The organism is Xanthobacter sp. AM11 (assembly GCF_047444035.1).
Classification (GTDB): Bacteria; Pseudomonadota; Alphaproteobacteria; order Rhizobiales; family Xanthobacteraceae; genus Xanthobacter.
This window is the reverse complement of sequence record NZ_JBLAOA010000001.1, coordinates 1818155-1835923: the sequence shown is the minus strand read 5'-3', so window position 1 is coordinate 1835923 and position 17769 is coordinate 1818155. Positions and strand designations below refer to the sequence as shown.

General features: G+C 71.6%; 17 protein-coding genes. 6 read left to right on the top strand and 11 right to left on the bottom strand.

Going from position 1 to position 17769, the window contains the following annotated elements:
* The first annotated feature begins 62 nt into the window (after window positions 1–62).
* A complete protein-coding gene (locus ACI7BZ_RS08520) occupies window positions 63–1703 on the top strand; it encodes an acyl-CoA synthetase (protein ID WP_414116734.1) in 1641 nt (546 codons plus the stop codon).
* Window positions 1704–1916, top strand: coding sequence for an alkylphosphonate utilization protein (locus ACI7BZ_RS08515; protein WP_414116733.1), 213 nt, complete (start codon window positions 1704–1706; stop codon window positions 1914–1916).
* 8 nt (window positions 1917–1924) lie between these two features.
* Here the strand turns inward: ACI7BZ_RS08515 and ACI7BZ_RS08510 are convergent, their stop codons facing one another.
* Window positions 1925–2926, bottom strand: coding sequence for a GSU2403 family nucleotidyltransferase fold protein (locus tag ACI7BZ_RS08510; RefSeq protein ID WP_414116732.1), 1002 nt, complete (start codon window positions 2924–2926; stop codon window positions 1925–1927).
* Window positions 2927–3109: 183 nt separating this feature from the next.
* Between ACI7BZ_RS08510 and ACI7BZ_RS08505 the strand changes: the two genes are divergently transcribed.
* Window positions 3110–4858: an ABC transporter ATP-binding protein/permease gene (locus ACI7BZ_RS08505; RefSeq protein ID WP_414116730.1), complete on the top strand. Its 1749-nt coding sequence runs from the start codon at window positions 3110–3112 to the stop codon at window positions 4856–4858.
* A 22-nt stretch (window positions 4859–4880) separates the two neighbouring features.
* Here ACI7BZ_RS08505 and ACI7BZ_RS08500 read toward each other — a convergent pair whose 3' ends face one another.
* The 5 genes from ACI7BZ_RS08500 to ACI7BZ_RS08480 all read right to left on the bottom strand — a co-directional run bounded on the left by ACI7BZ_RS08500 (window position 4881) and on the right by ACI7BZ_RS08480 (window position 10680).
* A complete protein-coding gene (locus ACI7BZ_RS08500; protein ID WP_414116729.1) occupies window positions 4881–5468 on the bottom strand; it encodes an HPP family protein in 588 nt (195 codons plus the stop codon).
* A gap of 191 nt (window positions 5469–5659) precedes the next feature.
* Window positions 5660–7372: a thiol reductant ABC exporter subunit CydC gene (gene cydC, locus ACI7BZ_RS08495; protein ID WP_414116728.1), complete on the bottom strand. Its 1713-nt coding sequence runs from the start codon at window positions 7370–7372 to the stop codon at window positions 5660–5662.
* Entirely contained in the window at window positions 7369–9156 is a 1788-nt protein-coding gene (gene cydD, locus ACI7BZ_RS08490) for a thiol reductant ABC exporter subunit CydD (RefSeq protein WP_414116727.1), read from the bottom strand. The genes cydC and cydD overlap by 4 nt, the downstream gene beginning before the upstream one ends.
* An 86-nt stretch (window positions 9157–9242) precedes the next feature.
* The gene (locus ACI7BZ_RS08485; RefSeq protein WP_414116725.1) at window positions 9243–9959 is read right to left on the bottom strand and encodes a 4'-phosphopantetheinyl transferase family protein; all 717 of its coding nucleotides are present in this window, start codon (window positions 9957–9959) and stop codon (window positions 9243–9245) included.
* A gap of 4 nt (window positions 9960–9963) precedes the next feature.
* Complete coding sequence (locus tag ACI7BZ_RS08480) at window positions 9964–10680, bottom strand: thioesterase II family protein (RefSeq protein WP_414116724.1); 717 nt, start codon at window positions 10678–10680, stop codon at window positions 9964–9966.
* A gap of 430 nt (window positions 10681–11110) precedes the next feature.
* On the opposite strand from ACI7BZ_RS08480, the gene ACI7BZ_RS08475 reads away from it, so the two are divergent.
* Window positions 11111–11542, top strand: a complete 432-nt coding sequence (locus ACI7BZ_RS08475; RefSeq protein ID WP_414116723.1) for a hypothetical protein — start codon at window positions 11111–11113, stop codon at window positions 11540–11542.
* A 41-nt stretch (window positions 11543–11583) separates the two neighbouring features.
* Here the strand turns inward: ACI7BZ_RS08475 and ACI7BZ_RS08470 are convergent, their stop codons facing one another.
* The gene (locus ACI7BZ_RS08470; RefSeq protein ID WP_414116722.1) at window positions 11584–11874 is read right to left on the bottom strand and encodes a hypothetical protein; all 291 of its coding nucleotides are present in this window, start codon (window positions 11872–11874) and stop codon (window positions 11584–11586) included.
* Window positions 11871–12008, bottom strand: a complete 138-nt coding sequence (locus ACI7BZ_RS08465; RefSeq protein ID WP_414116721.1) for a hypothetical protein — start codon at window positions 12006–12008, stop codon at window positions 11871–11873. Before ACI7BZ_RS08465 ends, ACI7BZ_RS08470 begins: the two co-directional genes overlap by 4 nt.
* A 255-nt stretch (window positions 12009–12263) precedes the next feature.
* Here ACI7BZ_RS08465 and ACI7BZ_RS08460 point away from each other — a divergent pair, with 255 nt between their 5' ends.
* Together ACI7BZ_RS08460 and ACI7BZ_RS08455 are read left to right on the top strand one after the other, a co-directional pair.
* Window positions 12264–12434, top strand: a complete 171-nt coding sequence (locus tag ACI7BZ_RS08460; protein ID WP_414116720.1) for a hypothetical protein — start codon at window positions 12264–12266, stop codon at window positions 12432–12434.
* Between the two features lie 66 nt (window positions 12435–12500).
* Window positions 12501–12806 (top strand): hypothetical protein, encoded by a 306-nt coding sequence (locus ACI7BZ_RS08455; RefSeq protein WP_414116719.1) that lies wholly within the window; start codon window positions 12501–12503, stop codon window positions 12804–12806.
* A gap of 272 nt (window positions 12807–13078) precedes the next feature.
* Here the strand turns inward: ACI7BZ_RS08455 and fdxA are convergent, their stop codons facing one another.
* From fdxA to ACI7BZ_RS08440, 3 genes are all read right to left on the bottom strand, one after another.
* A complete protein-coding gene (gene fdxA / locus ACI7BZ_RS08450; RefSeq protein WP_138401338.1) occupies window positions 13079–13414 on the bottom strand; it encodes a ferredoxin FdxA in 336 nt (111 codons plus the stop codon).
* Between the two features lie 82 nt (window positions 13415–13496).
* Complete coding sequence (locus tag ACI7BZ_RS08445; RefSeq protein ID WP_414116718.1) at window positions 13497–13772, bottom strand: RNA-binding S4 domain-containing protein; 276 nt, start codon at window positions 13770–13772, stop codon at window positions 13497–13499.
* Between the two features lies 1 nt (window position 13773).
* Window positions 13774–17127, bottom strand: a complete 3354-nt coding sequence (locus ACI7BZ_RS08440) for a helicase-related protein (RefSeq protein WP_414116717.1) — start codon at window positions 17125–17127, stop codon at window positions 13774–13776.
* Window positions 17128–17769: the final 642 nt, after the last annotated feature.

The window sequence follows — 17769 nt, the reverse complement described above, 5'->3', positions numbered from 1 at the left end:
TCGCCGCCCGAAGACGAACCGGCATTGCGGCACCACGACACGGCCGCGCAAGGGGAAACCAGATGGCTGGCAGCATCTACGACCTGCACCTCGACCGCAATCCGGCGAACCACCAGCCGCTGAGCCCCCTCGGCTTCCTGGAGCGTGCCGCCGGCGTCTTCCCCGATCGCACCGCCATCATCCACGGCGGCCTGCGCCGCACCTATCGCGAATTCTACGACCGCAGCCGGCGGCTGGCCTGCGCCCTCGCCCGGCTCGGCGTGGGCCCGGGCGACACCGTGGCGGTAATGCTGCCCAATGTCCCGTCCATGCTGGAGGCCCACTACGGCGTGCCCATGACCGGGGCGGTGCTGAACTCCCTCAACACCCGGCTCGATGCCGCCATCCTCGCCTTCACCCTGGACCACGGCGAAGCCAAGGTGCTCATCACCGACCGCGAATTCTCGCCGGTGATGAAGGCCGCGCTGGCCATGGCCTCGAAGAAGCCCATCGTCATCGATTATGACGACCCGGAATTCACCGGCAAGGGCGAGCGCATCGGCACCATGGAATACGAGGATTTCCTCGCCACCGGCGATGCCGCCTTCCCGTGGAAGCCGCCGGCCGACGAGTGGGACGCCATCGCCCTCAACTACACCTCCGGCACCACCGGCGACCCCAAGGGCGTGGTCTACCACCACCGCGGCGCCCACCTGCTCGCGGTGGGCAATGTGGTGACCTGCGCCCTGGGCCGGCAGCCGGTCTATCTGTGGACATTGCCCATGTTCCACTGCAACGGCTGGTGCTTCCCCTGGTCCATCACCCTGGTGGCCGGCACCCATGTGTGCCTGCGGCAGGTGCGCGCCAAGCCCATCTTCGACGCCATCGCCGATTACAAGGTGACGCACATGTGCGGCGCCCCCATCGTCATGTCCACGCTGCTCAATGCGCCGGACGCGGACAAGCGGCCCCTGCCCCACAAGGTGGAGTTCATCACCGCCGCCGCCCCGCCGCCGGAAGCCGTGCTCGCCGCCATGCAGGAGGCCGGCTTCAACGTGGTCCATGTCTACGGCCTCACCGAAGTCTACGGCCCCGCCGTGGTGAACGACTGGCACGAGGAATGGGACGCGCTGCCGGCGCAGGAGCGCGCCATGCGCAAGGCACGCCAGGGCGTGCGCTACGGGGCGCTGGAGGCGCTCGACGTGATGGACCCGGAAACCATGGTCCCGGTGCCGGCCGACGGCGAGACCCTGGGCGAGGTGATGTTCCGCGGCAATGTGGTGATGAAGGGTTACCTGAAGAACCCCAGCGCCACCGACAAGGCGTTTGCCGGCGGCTGGTTCCATTCGGGCGACCTCGGGGTGAAGCATCCCGACGGCTACATCCAGCTCAAGGACCGCTCCAAGGACATCATCATCTCCGGCGGCGAGAACATCTCCTCCATCGAGGTGGAGGATGCGCTCTACAAGCACCCGGCGGTGAGCGCCGCCGCGGTGGTGGCGCGGCCCGACGAGAAATGGGGCGAGACGCCGGTGGCCTTCATCGAGCTGCGCGAGGGCATGAGCGCCACGGCGGAGGAGATCATTGCCCATTGCCGCGCCCATCTGGCCGCCTATAAATGCCCGCGCCACATCATGTTCGACGAGATCCCCAAGACCTCCACGGGCAAGATCCAGAAATTCCGACTGCGCGATCTGGCGCGCGACGCGGCAAAGGAGGCCTGAGTGGAAGTCAGGGACGCCAACGGCGCCGTCCTCAAGGACGGGGACAATGTCACCCTCATCAAGGACCTCAAGGTGAAGGGCACGTCCGTGACCCTGAAGCGGGGCACGCTGGTGAAGGGCATCCGCCTCACCGACGACCCGGAAGAGATCGACTGCAAGGTGGACAAGGTGAAGGGCCTGGTGCTGCGCACCGAGTTCGTGAAGAAGGCCTGAGCGACCCGTCAGGCCACGAGGTCCGCCGGCGTCAGGCCGAGTTCGGCGAGGGAACGCTCCGCCGGGCGCTTCCAGCCGGTGGCGCCCTGCGCGCAGGCATCCTCGAAGGCGTCGGACAAGGCGAACGGGTCGGCCGCCCGGAGCGCGGCGATGAGCGCAGCGGCCTGCACGAGGTCCTTCGCCCGCTTGGCGGTATCGCCGCCGCGCTTCTGGGCGAGGATGAGCTTGTGCACGGCGAAGCGTGCCGGCTGGGGAATGCGCACGGCGATGCCCGAGCGGAAGAGAGCGGCCGCATCCATGGGGGCGTCGATCAGCCACGCGAGGTGCTGGAGCGGCGCCGCCCCGGCCGCCAGTGCCGGCAGCGGCATGGGGTTGGGGTCATTCTTGCGAAACTGCGGGGTCAGCAGATCCACCACGAAGCCTGCCGCGGATCGGAAGTGGGACGGGGGCGCCGCGCGATCAAGCCCCGGCAGCGGCCGGAAGGTGGGATCGGCCCGCTTCAGGATGGTTTCCAGCGTCTCCCCGGCATTGGCGGCGCTGATGGCAAGGGTGGCGGTGGCGAGGTCCGCATCCTGGGTCATCATGGCGGCGGATGGCAGAAGATGACCCACCGGCGCCGGATAGCACTGATAGGCCGCGGTTCCCACCACCACGGACTGGCGCAACAGTCCCGCCTCCTCCAGGGCGTCGAGAACCTGGGCGAGCGTGGTCGTCGGGGCCGGAATTCCGGCCCGACGCAGGGTCGAGACGAGGCTGGCGCGCACCTTGGCGGCGGCATTCTCCTGCTCGATCACGGCCGCACGCTCCCCCGCGGCAGGATCGTCCGCGCGCCCGATGAAGATGTCGCGCCGGGAGGCGCCGGCAGGACGCTTGGCATAGATGTAGGTGACGCCCGCAATGTCCCGCCGGTAGAGCGATGCCGGCCGCTCCACCACCCCATGCACCTGCTGCACCAGATCCGCATAGAGCGTCTGGAGCGGCAGCGGGATGGGCTTCAGGGTTACAGACATTTTCTTGCCTCCTGTCTGTAACGATTACTGCTTACAGACAGATTTCGCAATCCTGTCTGTAACCGCCCCTCCCCCGCCGCGTTCCTGCCCCTGCGGCACCTTTCCAATCCTTCATGCGCCGGTCATGCTTCCGCCATGCGCCACGCGCCAATGCTGCACGGTCCAAGTTCCGGAGACGTGCCCTTGCGTGCCCTTTTCTCCCTCGTCGGCGACATCCGCCGGCTCGCATTGCCCTATTTCAGAAGCGAGGAGCGCTGGAGCGCCATCGGCCTCCTGGCGGCCGTGGTTGCGCTGGAGCTGGCCTGGGTCGGCGCCACCGTGCTCATCAACGAGTGGAACGTCGCCTTCTACAACGCCATCCAGGACAAGGACTTCCCCGCCTTCCAGACGCAGATCCTGGTGTTCTGCGGCCTTGCGGCGGGCGCCATCGTGGTGGCGGTGTACCAGATCTACCTGAAGCAATGGCTGGAGATCCGCTGGCGCCGCTGGCTCACCCGGCGCTATCTGGATGCCTGGCTCTCGGACGATGTGCATTACCGCCTGCGCCTGACCGGCGATGCGGCGGACAATCCCGACCAGCGCATCTCCGAGGACGTGCAGCTGTTCGTGGGGCGCACCATCTCCCTCGGCATCGGGCTTTTAGGGTCGGTGGTTTCCCTCCTCTCCTTCTCCATCATCCTGTGGAACCTGTCGGGACCGCTGGCGCTGAACCTGTTCGGACGGGACCTGAACGTGCCGGGCTACCTGTTCTGGGCCGCCCTTCTCTATGCCGCCTTCGGCACCCTGGTGGCCCATTTCATCGGCCGGCCGCTGGTGAAGCTCAATTACGACCAGCAACGCTACGAGGCCGATTTCCGGGTGGATCTGGTGCGGGTGCGCGAGAATGGCGAGCAGATCGCCCTGCTCGACGGCGCCGGCGCGGAGGAGCGCAAGCTGGACGGGCGCTTCTCCCACATCTGGACCAATTTCTTCGGCGTGATGCGGGCGCAGAAGCGCCTCACCTGGTTCACCTCCGGCTATGGCCAGATTTCCATCATCTTTCCTTATGTGGTGGTGGCGCCGGCCTATTTCGCCGGCCAGATCCAGCTCGGGCAATTGATGCAGACGGCCTCGGCCTTCTCCTCGGTGCAGAGCGCCTTCTCCTTCTTCATCACCAGCTATGTCAGCCTTGCCGAATGGGCGTCCGTGGTGCAGCGCCTCACCGGCTTCGAGGCCGCCATCGCCGCCGCCCGGTCGGGACAGGGGCGCGACGCCTTCGCCGGCGCGGCCCATGCGGAGGGCCCGGCCCTCGCCCTGCACGACCTGGAGGTGCGCCTGCCCGGCGGCGCGCCGCTCATCGCCAGCGCGGCGCTCTCCATCGCGCCCGGCGAGCGGGTGCTCGTCACCGGCCCCTCGGGCGCCGGCAAGACCACGCTGCTGCGCGCCATCGCCGGCGTGTGGCCCTACGGCTCCGGCACCGTGCACCGGCGCGCCGGGCACCGGCTCATGGTGCTGCCGCAGAAGCCCTATGTGCCGGCCGGGCGGCTGGATGTCGCCCTCGCCTATCCGCGGCCGGCCGCCGAGGTGCCCCCCGCGCTCATGGCGCAGGTGCTGGCCGCGGTGGGGCTGGAGCCCCTCGCCCGGCGGCTGGACGAGGAGGCCCTGTGGCCGCATGTGCTCTCCCTCGGCGAACAGCAGCGGCTGTCCATCGCCCGCGCGCTGCTCGACCCGCCGGACGTGCTGCTGCTGGACGAGGCCACATCGGCCCTGGACGAGCCGGCGGAGGCCATGCTCTACGGGCTGATCGCCCAGCGGCTGCCGCAGGCCACCATCATCTCCATCGGCCACCGCGCCACCCTGCGGCCGCTGCACCAGCGGGTGCTGCACCTTTCGGGCACGCAGGCGCCGCGCACCCTCGCCCCCGCCGGCCCGCCCGCGCTTCAGCCGGCCTGAGGGAGGCGGGCGCCGGAGAGGCTCACCACCAGCGCACCGGCCAGCTGCCCCGCCGCGCCAGATTGTGCCAGCCGAAGGCATAAGCGGCGAGCAGCACCGCCCCGAGGCCGACCGGGACCAGCACGAAGCCGGGCTTCATCGCCTCCACCACCACGATGATGGGGTTGATGGCGGCGGGCGGATGCATGGTGCCGGTGGCCCGCATGGCCACCATGGCAAGGCCCACCGCCGCCGCCGCCGCCGGCTCGGAGGAGCCGAACAGCGCCAGCATGGCGAAGCCCACCAGGGTGGAGACGACATGCCCGCCCACCAGCGCCCGCGGCTGCGCCGCCTCCGCCTCTGGCATGCCCAGCACCAGCACGATGGAGGTGGCGAAGGGAATCAGCGCCAGCGGCGTCTCGCCCAGCCAGGCGGCGATCTCCATGACCCCCACGGCAAGGGCGCCGCCAAGCCCCTGCCAGGCCCACAGCGCCAGCCTGCGCCAGCCCGGCCACCAGCCCGCAAAGGCTAAAACGGCCCGCCGGCGCAGCGCCCCGCCGCCGGACGACGCACCGGCGGAGGCTGCGGACGAATCGGAGGGCGATCGTGGAGGTGGCGCGGATTTGAGCATGGCTCATTTTGCATCATTGCCCCGGCCGGCGGCAATCGCCCCTCGCGCTTTGGCGGTCAGGACCGGGGGGCAACCGCGTTGTTCAAGCGTGGGCGATCGGCCCCCTATGAGCCGATCGCCCTCTAGTGGTTCGACCGCGGCAGATGGAACCCATCTGTCGCGACCAGGTCGAACCACAACGCCTTGATCCTCTAAGGCAGCGCGGCCAGCAGGGGATGGCCCAGCATCTCGCCCGGCGTTCCGCGGGCGACCACGCGCCCGCCATCCATCACCACGATCTCGTCCATGCGCGCGAGGCCGGCCGTGCGGTGGGTCACCAGCAGCAGCGTGCGGCCCCGTGCCGCATCCAGCACCGCCGCCATCACCGCCTGCTCCGTGTGCGCATCCAGCCCCTCGGTGGGCTCGTCGAGGATGAGGACGGGGGCATCCTTCAGCAGCGTGCGGGCCAGGGCCACGCGGCGCGCCTCGCCCCCCGACAGGCTGGTGCCATGGGCGCCCACGAAGGTCTCCAGCCCCTCCGGCTGGGCCGCGACGAAGGGCAGGATGCCGGCGGTGGCGAGGGCCTGGGCGCAGCGGTCCGGCGTGGCCGCGGGATCGGCCATGCGCAGGTTGTCGCCGATGGTGGCGGCGAACAGGTGGTCCTTCTGCCCCAGCACCGCCATGCGCCGGCGCAGGGCATCGGGCGAAAAGGCCTCCACCGGCGTGCCGGCAAAGCTGATGCTTCCGGCCCCGGCGGCGCGGAAGCGCAGGGCGAGAGCCACCACGGAGGACTTGCCCGAGCCGCTCGGCCCCACCAGCGCCACATGGCGACCCGGCGTCAGCACGAGGTCGAAATCGGCCAGCGCCGCATGGTCGGCCCCGGGATAGGTGAGGCCCACCCGGGAGAAGACGAGGGCGCCTTCCGCCGGCACCGGGCGGGCGCTGCCGGGCTCGGGCACCGGCGGGGCACGGTCCACCAGCGCGAACAGCCGGCGGGCCGAAGCCAGGGTGCCGGGCAGGGTCTGGAAGGCGAGCGGCAGCGGGGCGACGGCATCGAAGGTGGCGAGCGCCAGGAAGGCCAGCAGCGGCAGGTCCGCCCCGGCGAGCCGGCCGGCCAGCACCAGCGGCCCGGCGATCAGCAGCACCGCCAGCAGCGCCCCCTGGGCGGCGAGGCCGACCCCGGCGGCGGAAGCGCCGGCGAGGCGGGCAAGGCTGGCCTCGTCGGCCAGCAGGGCATCGCTCGCCGCATCCACCTGCCGGCGGTGGCGGCCGGCGGGATCATAGATGTCCAGCTCGGCCCGCCCCTCCAGATGGTCCACCAGCGCCGCTTCGAACGCGCCCGTATCATGGGCCACGCGGCGGGCCGCGGGCGCCCCCAGCCGGTGCACCAGCGCCGGCAGGCCGGCCCCGGCGAGAAGCGCGAAGGCCCCGAGCACCAGCGCCGCCGCGCCGGCATAATAAGCGGCGACACCCACCGCCACCGCCACCACCAGCACCGCCGCGAGCACCGGCGAGAGAATGCGCAGGAAGGCGAATTCCAGCCGGTCGATGTCGCCCTTCAGGCGGGCGAGCAGGTCGCCGCTCGCCTCGTCCTCCAGGGCGGCGGGGGCCAGCGGCACCAGCCGGGCGAAGAACCAGGGGCGCAGCCGCGCCACGAATTTCAGCGTCGCCTCATGGCCCACCAGGCGCTCGCCATAGCGTGCCCCGGTGCGCAGCAGCGCGAAGCCGCGGATGGCGGCCGAGGTGGTGAAGGGGTCCATGGCCACCCCCGCCGCGCCGGCCAGGGCCATGGCGGTGATGAACCAGCCGGAGGCCGCCATCAGCCCCACATGGGCCAGGCTGGCGGCGGCCGAGAGCAGCACCGCAAGGGCCATCCAGCCGGCCTGCGGCCGCATGAGGCGGAGGAGGCGCAGAAGGTCCCTCATGCGCCGGCCTCCACCGTGCCCGGCCCGGGCGCCCCTGCGGCGACGAGGCGGGCATAGGCTCCGCCCCGGGCCAGCAGGTCCGCCGGCCGCCCGCTTTCCACGATGCGGCCGGCTTCCAGCACCACCACCAGGTCGGCGCGCGCCGCCTGAGCCAGGCGATGCGCCGCCAAAAGCACCGTGCGGCCGGCGGCGAGGCGCGCAAGGGCCGCCTCCACCGCCGCCTCGGTGGCGCGGTCGAGATGGGCGGTGGGCTCGTCCAGCACCACCAGCGGCGCGTCGCGGTAGAAGGCGCGGGCCAGGGCCAGCCGGTGCCCTTCCCCGCCGGAGAGGCCGGCGCCGCCTTCGCCCACCCGCGCCGCGAGGCCGCCGGGCAGGCGCTCCACCGCCTGGGTCAGGCCGGCGGCGGCCACGGCGGCGGCCAGGCGCGCCGGGTCGGGCGCCGCCTCCCCGGGGGCGATATTGTCGGCGAGGGTGCCGGAAAACAGCCGCGGTCGCTGGCGGGCATAGGCGATGCAGCCGCGCCAGCCGGCCCGGTCGAGATCGCCCAGCGGCACGCCATTGGCCAGCACCCGCCCGGCGCCGGGGCGCACGAAGCCGCAGGCGAGGTCCAGCAGCGAGGACTTGCCCGCGCCGGACGCCCCCACCAGCGCCACCACGGCGCCCGCCGGCACCTCCAGCGTCACCCCGTCGAGGGCGCGCCGCCCGTCCGGGTAGGTCAGCGACACCGCCTCGAACCGCAGCGCGATATGCCGGGGCGCGGGAACCGGCGCATCGCCGCCGGGCTCGGACAAGGTGGGCGTGTCGGCCAGGGCGACCAGGCGCTCGGCGGCGCCCACCGCTTCCATGCGGGCGTGGTAAGCGGTGCCCATGGCCCTGAGCGGCTGGAAGAATTCCGGCGCCAGCAGCAGGATGAACAGGCCGTCGAAGAAATCCATGCTGCCCCACAGCAGCCGGAAGCCGATGAGCACCGCCACCAGGGCGATGGAGACGGTGGCGAAAAATTCCAGCACCAGCGAAGAGAGGAAGGCCACCCGCAGCACCGCCATGGTGTCGCGGCGATAGGTGTCGGCCACCTCGCCCACCTGCTGGACCATGCGGCCGGCGGCATCGAACGCCTTCAGGGTGGCAAGGCCCTGCACCGCATCCAGCAGGTGGCCGGACATGCGGGCGAGCCCGCGCCACTGGCGCTGGTTCAGCGCCTCCGCCCCCTTGCCCACCAGGATCATGAACAGCGGAATCAGCGGCGCGGTGGCGAGGAAGATGAGGCCGGAGAGCCAGTCCAGCGGAAACACCACGCACAGGATGGCGAGGGGCAGCGCCACCGCCAGCACCGAGGCCGGCAGGTAGCGCGCATAGAAGGGCTCCACCGCCCGCACGCCGGAGGAAATGGCGGCCACCATCTCCCCAGTGCCGACGGCGGAAAGCCCGGCCGGGCCGATGCGCTCCACATGGTCGAGCAGCGCGCCGCGCATGGCCCGCATCACCTGAACCGCGGCGGCAAAGCCGAATCGCTCCGCCCCATAGGCGCACAGGGCCCGGGCGAGGATGACCGCCACCAGCGCGGCGATGGCGGCCCCGGCGCCGTCCGGCGCCCGGCGCTCGAACACCACGCCCTGGATGAGCCCCGCCACCAGGGCCGCCTGGGCGATGACCAGAAGGCCCGCGGCGATGGCGCAGGCATAGGCCAGGGACAGGCTGCGCCGCGCCGGCGCCTTGTAGCGGGCGAGAAAGGCGGTCAGGCGCTTCTTGTCGGCAAGCGTGGCGATGGCGTGCTGCTCCCGCAACGGCCCCGCAGGGCACCCGCGAACAGCCTCGATAGCACAGCGGCACGGCCGGGCACATGCCGCACCCGCAGCGGCGAGAGGACGCGTCAGCCGCCGGGAAGCAGCAGCAGCGGCGGGCGCGTGCCCTCCACCGCGAAGGCAAGGCAGGCCGGAAGGGCACCCGGCGCGTACGGCGCCGCGGCGGGCAGATCCAGCGCCGCCACATGCAGCGCCAGTCCCTGCCGGTGGTGGATGCCATCGCCGGGCGGCAGCCGCACCGTGCGGGCATCGCCGGCGAGGCCCTCGCCGGTGGCCTTCAGCACCGCCTCCTTGCGGCACCACAGGGACAGCGCCGCCGCCGGCTGCGCGTGCGGCGGCAGGGCGGACCACGCGGCGTGCTCCAGCCCGCCAAGGAAGAAGCGGGCGAGGTCCTGCCACAGGGCCGGCGGGCGCGGGCCTTCCACATCCACCCCGATGCGCCCGCCGCGGGCAAGGCCCACCGCCACCCAGCCGCCGCCGTGGCTCAGGTTCAGGTCCAGCCCGTGGCCGCCGGCAAGATGGGGGCGGCCGCGCGCGTCGCGCCGGATCTCCAGCAGCGCCGGCGGCTGGCGCAGCACCGCCCCCGCCAGCAGGCGGGCGAGGCGCCAGGCGGTGCGGCGGGCGGCGCGGTCGGGCCCATGGACGAACCGGGCGATGCGGGCCTCGTCCGGCGGCGGGAGGGCGAAGGCGAAGGCGCCATCCTGCGCCAGGTCGGCCACCCGCGCCGCCGCCACCAGGCTTTCGCCGGGACCCAGCGGCGGCACATCGAGGCCGGCAACCGCCATGCCCTCACCCGCCGGGAACGATCGTCGGCCCCGCCTGCCAGGCGGGGAGGGTGCGGCGCAGCAGGTCCAGAAGCCGGCGCTCGTGCAGGCGGACGAAGAAATGCCCGCCCGGCCAGCTTTCCACCGCCACCGGCCCGCTGATCACCTCGGCCCAGGCGGCAAGGCTCTGCGGCGAGGTCGCGGGGTCCTGCGCGCCGCCGAGGATGACTGCCGGCACCGGCAGCGGCGGGCCGGGGGCGTAGACATAGGTCTCCACCAGGCGGAAATCGGCCCGCACCAGTTGCAGCGCCACCGCCCGCAGCTCCGGCTGCGCCAGCACGCCCGCCGCCGTGCCGCCCATGCGCTCCAGCTCGGCCGCCAGCTCGGCATCGGGCAGCAGATGGCGGGCCATGGGGGGCGGCGCGAGTTGCGGCGCGGCGCGGCCGGACACCACCAGCCCGGCCACGGCCACACCCTGCCGCGCCAGCGCCCGCGCCACCTCGAAGGCCAGCAGCGCGCCCATGGAATGGCCATAGAGCACCAGCGGTCCCACCCGCTGGCCGAGGGGCGCGGCCAGATCCTCGGCGAGGGTGGACAGGGATGCGGCGAACGGCGCGCCGAAGCGCGCGCCACGGCCGGGCAGCTCCGGGCTATCCACCGTGGCGACGCCGGCCAGCGCCGCCTTCCATGGCCGGAAGGCGGCAGAAGCGCCACCCGCATGCGGCAGACACACGAGCCGCATGGCCTCAGCCCTCCGCCTGCGGCCGCGTGGCGCCGCCGCGGGCGGGGCGGGGCACGGGATCGAACATCCGATGGCAGCGCTGCATGGGCCCCCCTTCCAGTCCAGATAAAAGCGGGAAGCCGCCCGCCGCTCAAGGCGGTTCGCGCCCACCGGGAGACCGAATGCGGAGGGCCCGCCCATGGGAGGGGTAGGCGGCTCCGGCAGCCCGCGCAGTCGCCGCTCCCCGCGGCCCGCACCCGGCGCGCAGCCGGCCGCGGACGATCCGAAAAAACATATTTTGTATCAATACTTTGTCTCATCCAACGACCGGACCGCGCCACTCCCTCTGCCGCGCCCGCCTGCGCCGCCGCCCTGCGCGCAAATTGATTCAATTTGCGCGAATCGCGCTCTAGGATGCGGGCCAAAGAGGAAGGGTCGGGGAGGACCACGGATGATGAAGGCCATCGGCACCGCAGCACGGGGCACGCGCCCCGCCCGGCTGGCGGGCTCTATGCTCGCGCTCCTGGCGCTGACCGGCCCCGCCCTCGCGCTCATGCCGCCTTATGTCTATGAGTCCGCACGGCGCGATGCCCGCAGCGTCATCGTTCTGGCCGTGGAGGGGGTTGAGGTGCCCCGGCGCGAGTTCGGCGCCTGCACCGTGAGCGGCACGGTGCGCGTGGTGGAGCGTGGCGATGCCTTCACCGCGGGCCAGAAGGTGCAGATCGCGGTACCCTGCGCCCGCAAGGATGCCTCCCCGCCCATCGGCGGCACCATCTACCAGCCCGTGGAAACCCTCACCGCCTCCCGGTTCGGCCGCGCCTGGCTGGATGCGGACGGCAAGGTGGTGCTCTCCCAGTACGAGCAGCTCGCCGCTTTGCCATAGGCCCGATCCGCCCATGCGGAATCGCCGGGGCGAGCCGGCCGTCAGGCGACCATGCGCAGGCCGAGGGCGAGGCCCACCAGCCAGCTGGTTTCATCCCACAAGGTGAAGCCGCGCTCGAACAGGCGCTGGCGCAGCAGGAAGGCGCCCAGCATGGTGACGATGGCGTAGAGCAGCAGCAGCGCCGCCACCTGGGCCAGGATCGGCCCGCCGAGGAGGCTCGCCAGCAGCACCGCCACCGGCGGCTTGAACAGGAAGCGGACCACCAGCGCGCGGGAGGCCGGGTCCATGCCGGCGCCGTGGCGGCCGGAAAGCGGCGGACCGGGCGGCCTCATCCGCGATGCGCCTGTGGCACGCCGGCGCCGGCGCCACCTTCCCCCATGCCCTGTGGGCCGCTGGCGCGCGGCAGCCCGAGGGCGAGGACCAGGCTGCCCGCCACCAGCAGCTCGACAACAGCAAAGCGCAGCATCAGCGCACGCCTGCGCGCTCGACGATTGTATATCGCATGCATCCGCGGCAGCCCTTTCCAGGAGACGGCCGCGACACTCTCCCTGTGGGGCGAACGGGTCAAATAGAGATTTCATAGTGAAAATCGGCCGGAAATATAAAGACCGACTTATATATGAAGATCTATATTTTCTCTTGTTCTCCGGTCTGGGTTCCCTATCCGCACCCCCCTATCTTCACGTGGCAAACAGGGGGTGTTCCTTGCGAACATACAGCCATGAAAGATGATGCAGCGGCAGCACCGGCCGGCCGGGGACATGCGCGGACCGCGGCGCCAGCGCCGGCCCGGCCCCGTTGGTCCGTGCGCCGCGTCCTGCCCGAGATCGCCCTTCTCACCGCCATGGTGGCCCTCGCCATCGGCCTGCGGGCGGTGGCCTTCCTCCACTGAACCCGCAGCAATCCGGCCGCCGGCCGCGCCGGCAGCGCCATGCCTCTCTCCTGAAGGACATGCGAGATGATGATCACGACGGCTGCGGCCGACCCGGACCCGAACCTATGCCCGCTGCCCAGCTTCATCATTGGCCAGGACAGCCAGGGGCGCTGGCTGGTGCGCGACCTGGACGGGCAGATCGGCGGCGTGTTCCGCAACAGGCAGGCGGCCGCGCGCTTCGCCGCCTTTGAAAGCGGCCACCGCCCCGGCGCGGTCCGCTTCGCCCCGCAGGGGCTGCGGCTCGACCTCACCGGCCCGCTGCCGCGCGGGCTGAGCCGACACGGAGCCGGCTTCCTGCGCCAGCGCGCCGCCGCGCAATGCGATCGCTAGAGCACGTTCCGCTCAGCTTGCATCGCAAGCTGAGCGGTAAAACGTTCTCTATCAATAATTTAGAGACTGATTCACCGATCAGGTTGATTCAACCTGATCGGATCAGGCTCTAGAGCACGCGCCGATCAAATTGAATCAATTTGCCCGGGGAATCGCCCCCCAACTTATTGAATAAAGACGAATCCGCCCATGGCGGGAAATCCGGCGCTGAACGGCGGACCGCGCACGGCGCACCCGGGCTCAGGGGCGAGGCCCCCACCGGCGGCCTCGGCTCAATCGCCCTGGCCGGGCTCCGGCGAGAACAGCTCTTCCTTGCCGGGCTTGCCGTCCCATTCCTTGGCATCGGCCGGCGGGTCGCGCTTCAGCGTGATGTTGGGCCAGGCCTTGGCATATTCGGCGTTGAGCGCGAGCCACTTCTCCAGCCCCGGCTCGGCATCGGGCTTGATGGCCTCGGCCGGGCATTCCGGCTCGCAGACGCCGCAGTCGATGCATTCGTCGGGGTGGATGACGAGCATGTTCTCGCCCTCGTAGAAACAGTCCACCGGGCACACGGACACGCAATCCATGTACTTGCAGCGGATGCAGTTCTCGGTGACGACGTAGGTCATGGACGATCCCTTTCGAGGCGCTCGGGTAGCGCAGGCTGGCGCCTGAAGCAAGCGCGCGCAAAGCCGCGCCCCGCATTACCCGTCACGTCTCTGTTATTTCCTCAAAAAGCTCATGAGCGGATGTAGCATCTCCCCGCCGCTCGGAAAAGCCGACGATCCGCAACACGCGCACCTGCCGGTCAAGGGCGATGGTGAGCACCTGCCCGCCCTTCACCGCCTGGGCCGGGCTCGTCACCCGCGCCCCGTCGAGGCGCACGTGGCCGGCGCGGACCAGATCTGCGGCGGCGGAGCGGGTGCGCACCACGCGGGCATGCCAGATCCAGCGGTCGAGCCTCTGCCGCTCCGCCGGGTCCGCCACCTCAATTGCCCTTCTTCTCCGCCTCCATGCGCGCCTTCAGCGCGGCCAGGGCGGCGAACGGGCTGTCCGGGTCCACCGGCTTCTCGCGCCGGCGCTCCTGGGGCGCCGGGCGCGGGTCGGCCCGGTGCTCCGGCCGCGGGCCGCGATGGCCTTCGCCCTCCCGCGGGCCGCGGAACGGGCGGTCGTTGCGGGGCGGACGCGGCCCGCGCTCGCCCTCGGGCGCACCGGCAGCAGGCGCTCCGGCTTCGGCCGCGGGAGCAGTCTCGGGGCGGCGATGGGGCGGGCGGCCGTCGCGGCGATCGCCCCGGCGGTCCCCCTCCTTGCGCTCGCCCTCGCGGGGGGGGGCGCCTTCCTTGCGCTCGCCGAAGCGGCGGCCTTCATGGGCCGGGCGCTCGCGGCGCGGCGCGCCGGGCGGACGGCCGGGACGCCAGACCTCGATCAGCTCGGGCTCGGCCGGCACCTCGGCCGCGACGGCGGCGGCCTCCGGGGCCTCCTCGCCAGCGGCCACGGCCTCGGGCGCGCCCGGATCGCCAGCGGCGACATCTTCAGCGGCGGTCTCGGGGGCGGCCGCCTCGGCCACCGCCTCGAAGGCGGCTTCAAGCGTTTCGGGGCCGCCGGGGGCGGCAGGCGCCTCCACTTCCGCGGCCACTTCGGCCGTGGTGGGATCGCCGGTTTCCTCCAGCACCTCGATGGCGGCGGCGGCCTCCATCTCGTCGGCCTCCGCGGCGGCGTCCACCCCTTCGGCGGATGCCTCCGGCAAGGTGTCATCGGGCAGCGGCGCGGCGGGGGCGTCGAACAGCAGGTCGGCCTCGATGGCTCCTTCCGGCAGCGGCGCCAGCTCCACGGCTTCCGGCGCCGCCGGCTCGGCGGCCACGGGCTCCGGCGGCGGCGGCGGGCGGCGCTCCATGCGATAGCCCAGCGACTTCAGGATGGAGGCGAAATCCTCCCCCGAGCAGCCGGCCAGAGAGGTCATGCCGACGGTCACGGTGAAGCCGCGCCCGTCCACCGCCCCCGCCGGCTTCGGGCCGGGCGAGTTGGGGCGCCAGGCCAGCGCCGGGCGGATGAGGTCGGCGAGCCGCTCCAGAATGTCCACGCGCACGGCGCGTTCACCGCACACGCGGAAGCCCACCGCCCGGTAGAGCCCCTTCTGGATCTCGTGATCCACCGGGATGGAGGTGCGGCCGGATGCCGCCAGGTGCGGCAGCTCGTCCAGCCCCTTCTGGGCAAGGCCGCCATGCTTCAGGGCGAACAGCTCCACCGCCAGCGCCCGCGGCGCCGGCTTCAGCAGCACCGGCAGGTAGATGTGATGGGCGCCGAAGCGCACGCCATAGCCGCGCAGGGTGGCGCGGGCGGCCTGGTCTAGCCCCTTCATCTCCTCGGCCACCCGGGCGCGCTCCAGCACGCCCAGGGCCTCGACGATCTGGAAGGCGATGCCGCGGCCGATGCCGGTGACATCCTCGGCCGCGCCGAGCTTCATCAGCGGGCCCATGAGCTTTTCGATATGGGCCGACAGCCACAAAGCGATGCGTGCCTCCACCTGGTCCCGCGCGGGGCCGGTGAGGTGCTCGTCGGCGATGACCTTGAAGCGCGGCTTCAGCACCTCGTCGCCGGGAATGAGCTTGGCCACCGCCTCGCCGGTCCAGCGGATCGTGCCGTCGATGGTGAGGACGAACGCCTCGTCCACCGCCTGGGCAAGCCGCCCGGCGCGCTGCTCGATCTCGCCCGACAGCGCCTTCTGGGCTGCGGAACGCAGGGCCTTGGCCTCTTCGCCGCCCGCAGCCGGGTCCGGCGCGAACTGGAAGCCATGGAGGTGGCCGATGACATGGCCTTCAACGGTGACGTCACCGGTCTTGCTGATTTCAGTTTCGAGCATCGTGTTCTCTCGCAGGCGCCGCATGAGCACGCTGGTCCGCCGGTCCACGAAACGCTGTGCGAGCCTTTCGTGAAGTGCGTCCGACAGCTTGTCCTCGACCCCTCTCGTGACGCCTTGCCAGTGCCCCGGATCCTTGAGCCAGTCGGGCCGGTTGGCCACGAAGGTAAGGGTTCTCACCTGCGCGATCCGGTTCGACAACGTGTCGATGTCGCCTTCTGCGCGATCGGTCAAGGCGATTTGACGCGCGAACCAATCATCGGGGATGCGCCCACCCCCTCCAAGATGCCCGAAAAGCGTTGCCACGAGGTCCGCATGGGCCCCGGGAGACACCTTGCGATAATCGGGAACCTGGCACGCATCCCACAGCCGTTCCACGTCGGCGGGCGTGGCGAGACGCCGCGTCACCTCCATGTCCCGGCTCATGATTTCCAGCACCGCCACGTCGTCGGCGGTGGGCGCGCGGGTCAATCCGTCCTCCCGCGGCACCTGCGACAGGCTGGCCAGAAGGGCGGCGGCGGAGCTGAAATCGGGCACGGCGTTGCGCCATTGCAACACCTTCGCGGTGTCGAAGACATGGGCCTCCAGCCGCTCCACAAGTTCTTCCTCGAACGGCGGGCAGCGGCCGGTGGTGCCGAAGGTGCCGTCGCGCGTCGCGCGGCCGGCGCGCCCGGCGATCTGGGCCATCTCGGCGGGGTTGAGCTTGCGGAACTGCCAGCCGTCGAACTTGCGGTCGGAGGCGAAGGCTACATGGTCCACGTCGAGGTTGAGGCCCATGCCCACCGCGTCGGTGGCCACCAGATAATCCACGTCTCCGGACTGGTAGAGCTCCACCTGCGCATTGCGGGTGCGCGGCGACAGCGCCCCCATCACCACCGCCGCCCCGCCGCGCTGGCGGCGGATGAACTCGGCGATGGAATAGACCTCCTCGGCCGAGAAGGCGACGATGGCCGAGCGCCGCGGCAGGCGGGAAATCTTCTTCTCGCCGGCAAAGGTGAGGGTGGAGAGGCGCGGGCGCACCACCACGTTCACCCCCGGCAACAGCTTCTCGATGAGCGGGCGCATGGTGGCGGAGCCGAGCAGCAGCGTCTCGTGCCGCCCGCGCCGGTTCAGCATCCGGTCGGTGAAGACATGGCCGCGGTCGAGGTCGGTGGCGATCTGGATCTCGTCGATGGCCACGAACGCCACGTCGAGGTCGCGCGGCATGGCCTCCACCGTGGCCACCCAGTATCTGGGGTCCTTCGGCTTGATCTTCTCCTCGCCGGTGACGAGGGCCACCTTGTCGGCGCCCACCCGCTCGACGATGCGCTGGTATACCTCGCGCGCCAGGAGCCGCAGGGGCAGGCCGATGATGCCGCTCTCGTGGCCGAGCATCCGCTCGATGGCGAGGTGGGTCTTGCCGGTGTTGGTGGGACCGAGAACCGCGCTCACCCCCCGCGATCGAACCGAGCGCGGCAGTACGGCCCATTGGGTGACGTCGTCCATCGATTCTCGCGCAGGTCCGCCCATCTCGGGGTCGTCTGTATCATATCGGCACGCGGGGGCGATGGCGAAAGGGGGCAGGCGAACGTGGCGCGAACAAAACGTGCGCGAATCGGCCGGCGCGCCCGGTTCCCCTCCCGTTCGCCGGTGCCGGCCTGTGCCAATGCGGGACCCCGCCCGCGGCGCGGCGGGAACAGGCCGGAACGAACCGTGCGCGAATCGCTGCCCCGGCCCTGTTCACCGCCCGTTCCCCCGGTGGCGGCCGCGTCCCGTTTCGGCACAGCGGGCGGGACCGGGCGGGAACAGGCCGGAACGAACCATGCGCGAATCGCTACCGCGGCCCTGTTCACCGCCCGTTCCCCCCGGCGGCGGCCGCGTCCCGTTTCGGTACAGCGGGCGGGACCGGGCGGGAACAGGCCGGAACGAACCGTGCGCGAATCGCTGCCGCCCGCCCGATCTGCATGTGTTCCCCGGGCGGCGCCGTCGGCGCTTTGCCCGGCCCGGCGGCGCAGAACACTGGCCGCATCCGCCGTCGCGCGCGGTAGCCCCTTGACTTCATGCGGCTTTTCGGCCCCATGGAAAGGCGATGATGCCGACGGAAGCGCGCTGTCCATCTGGTATCTGCGGGTGGCATGCCGCCCGGGA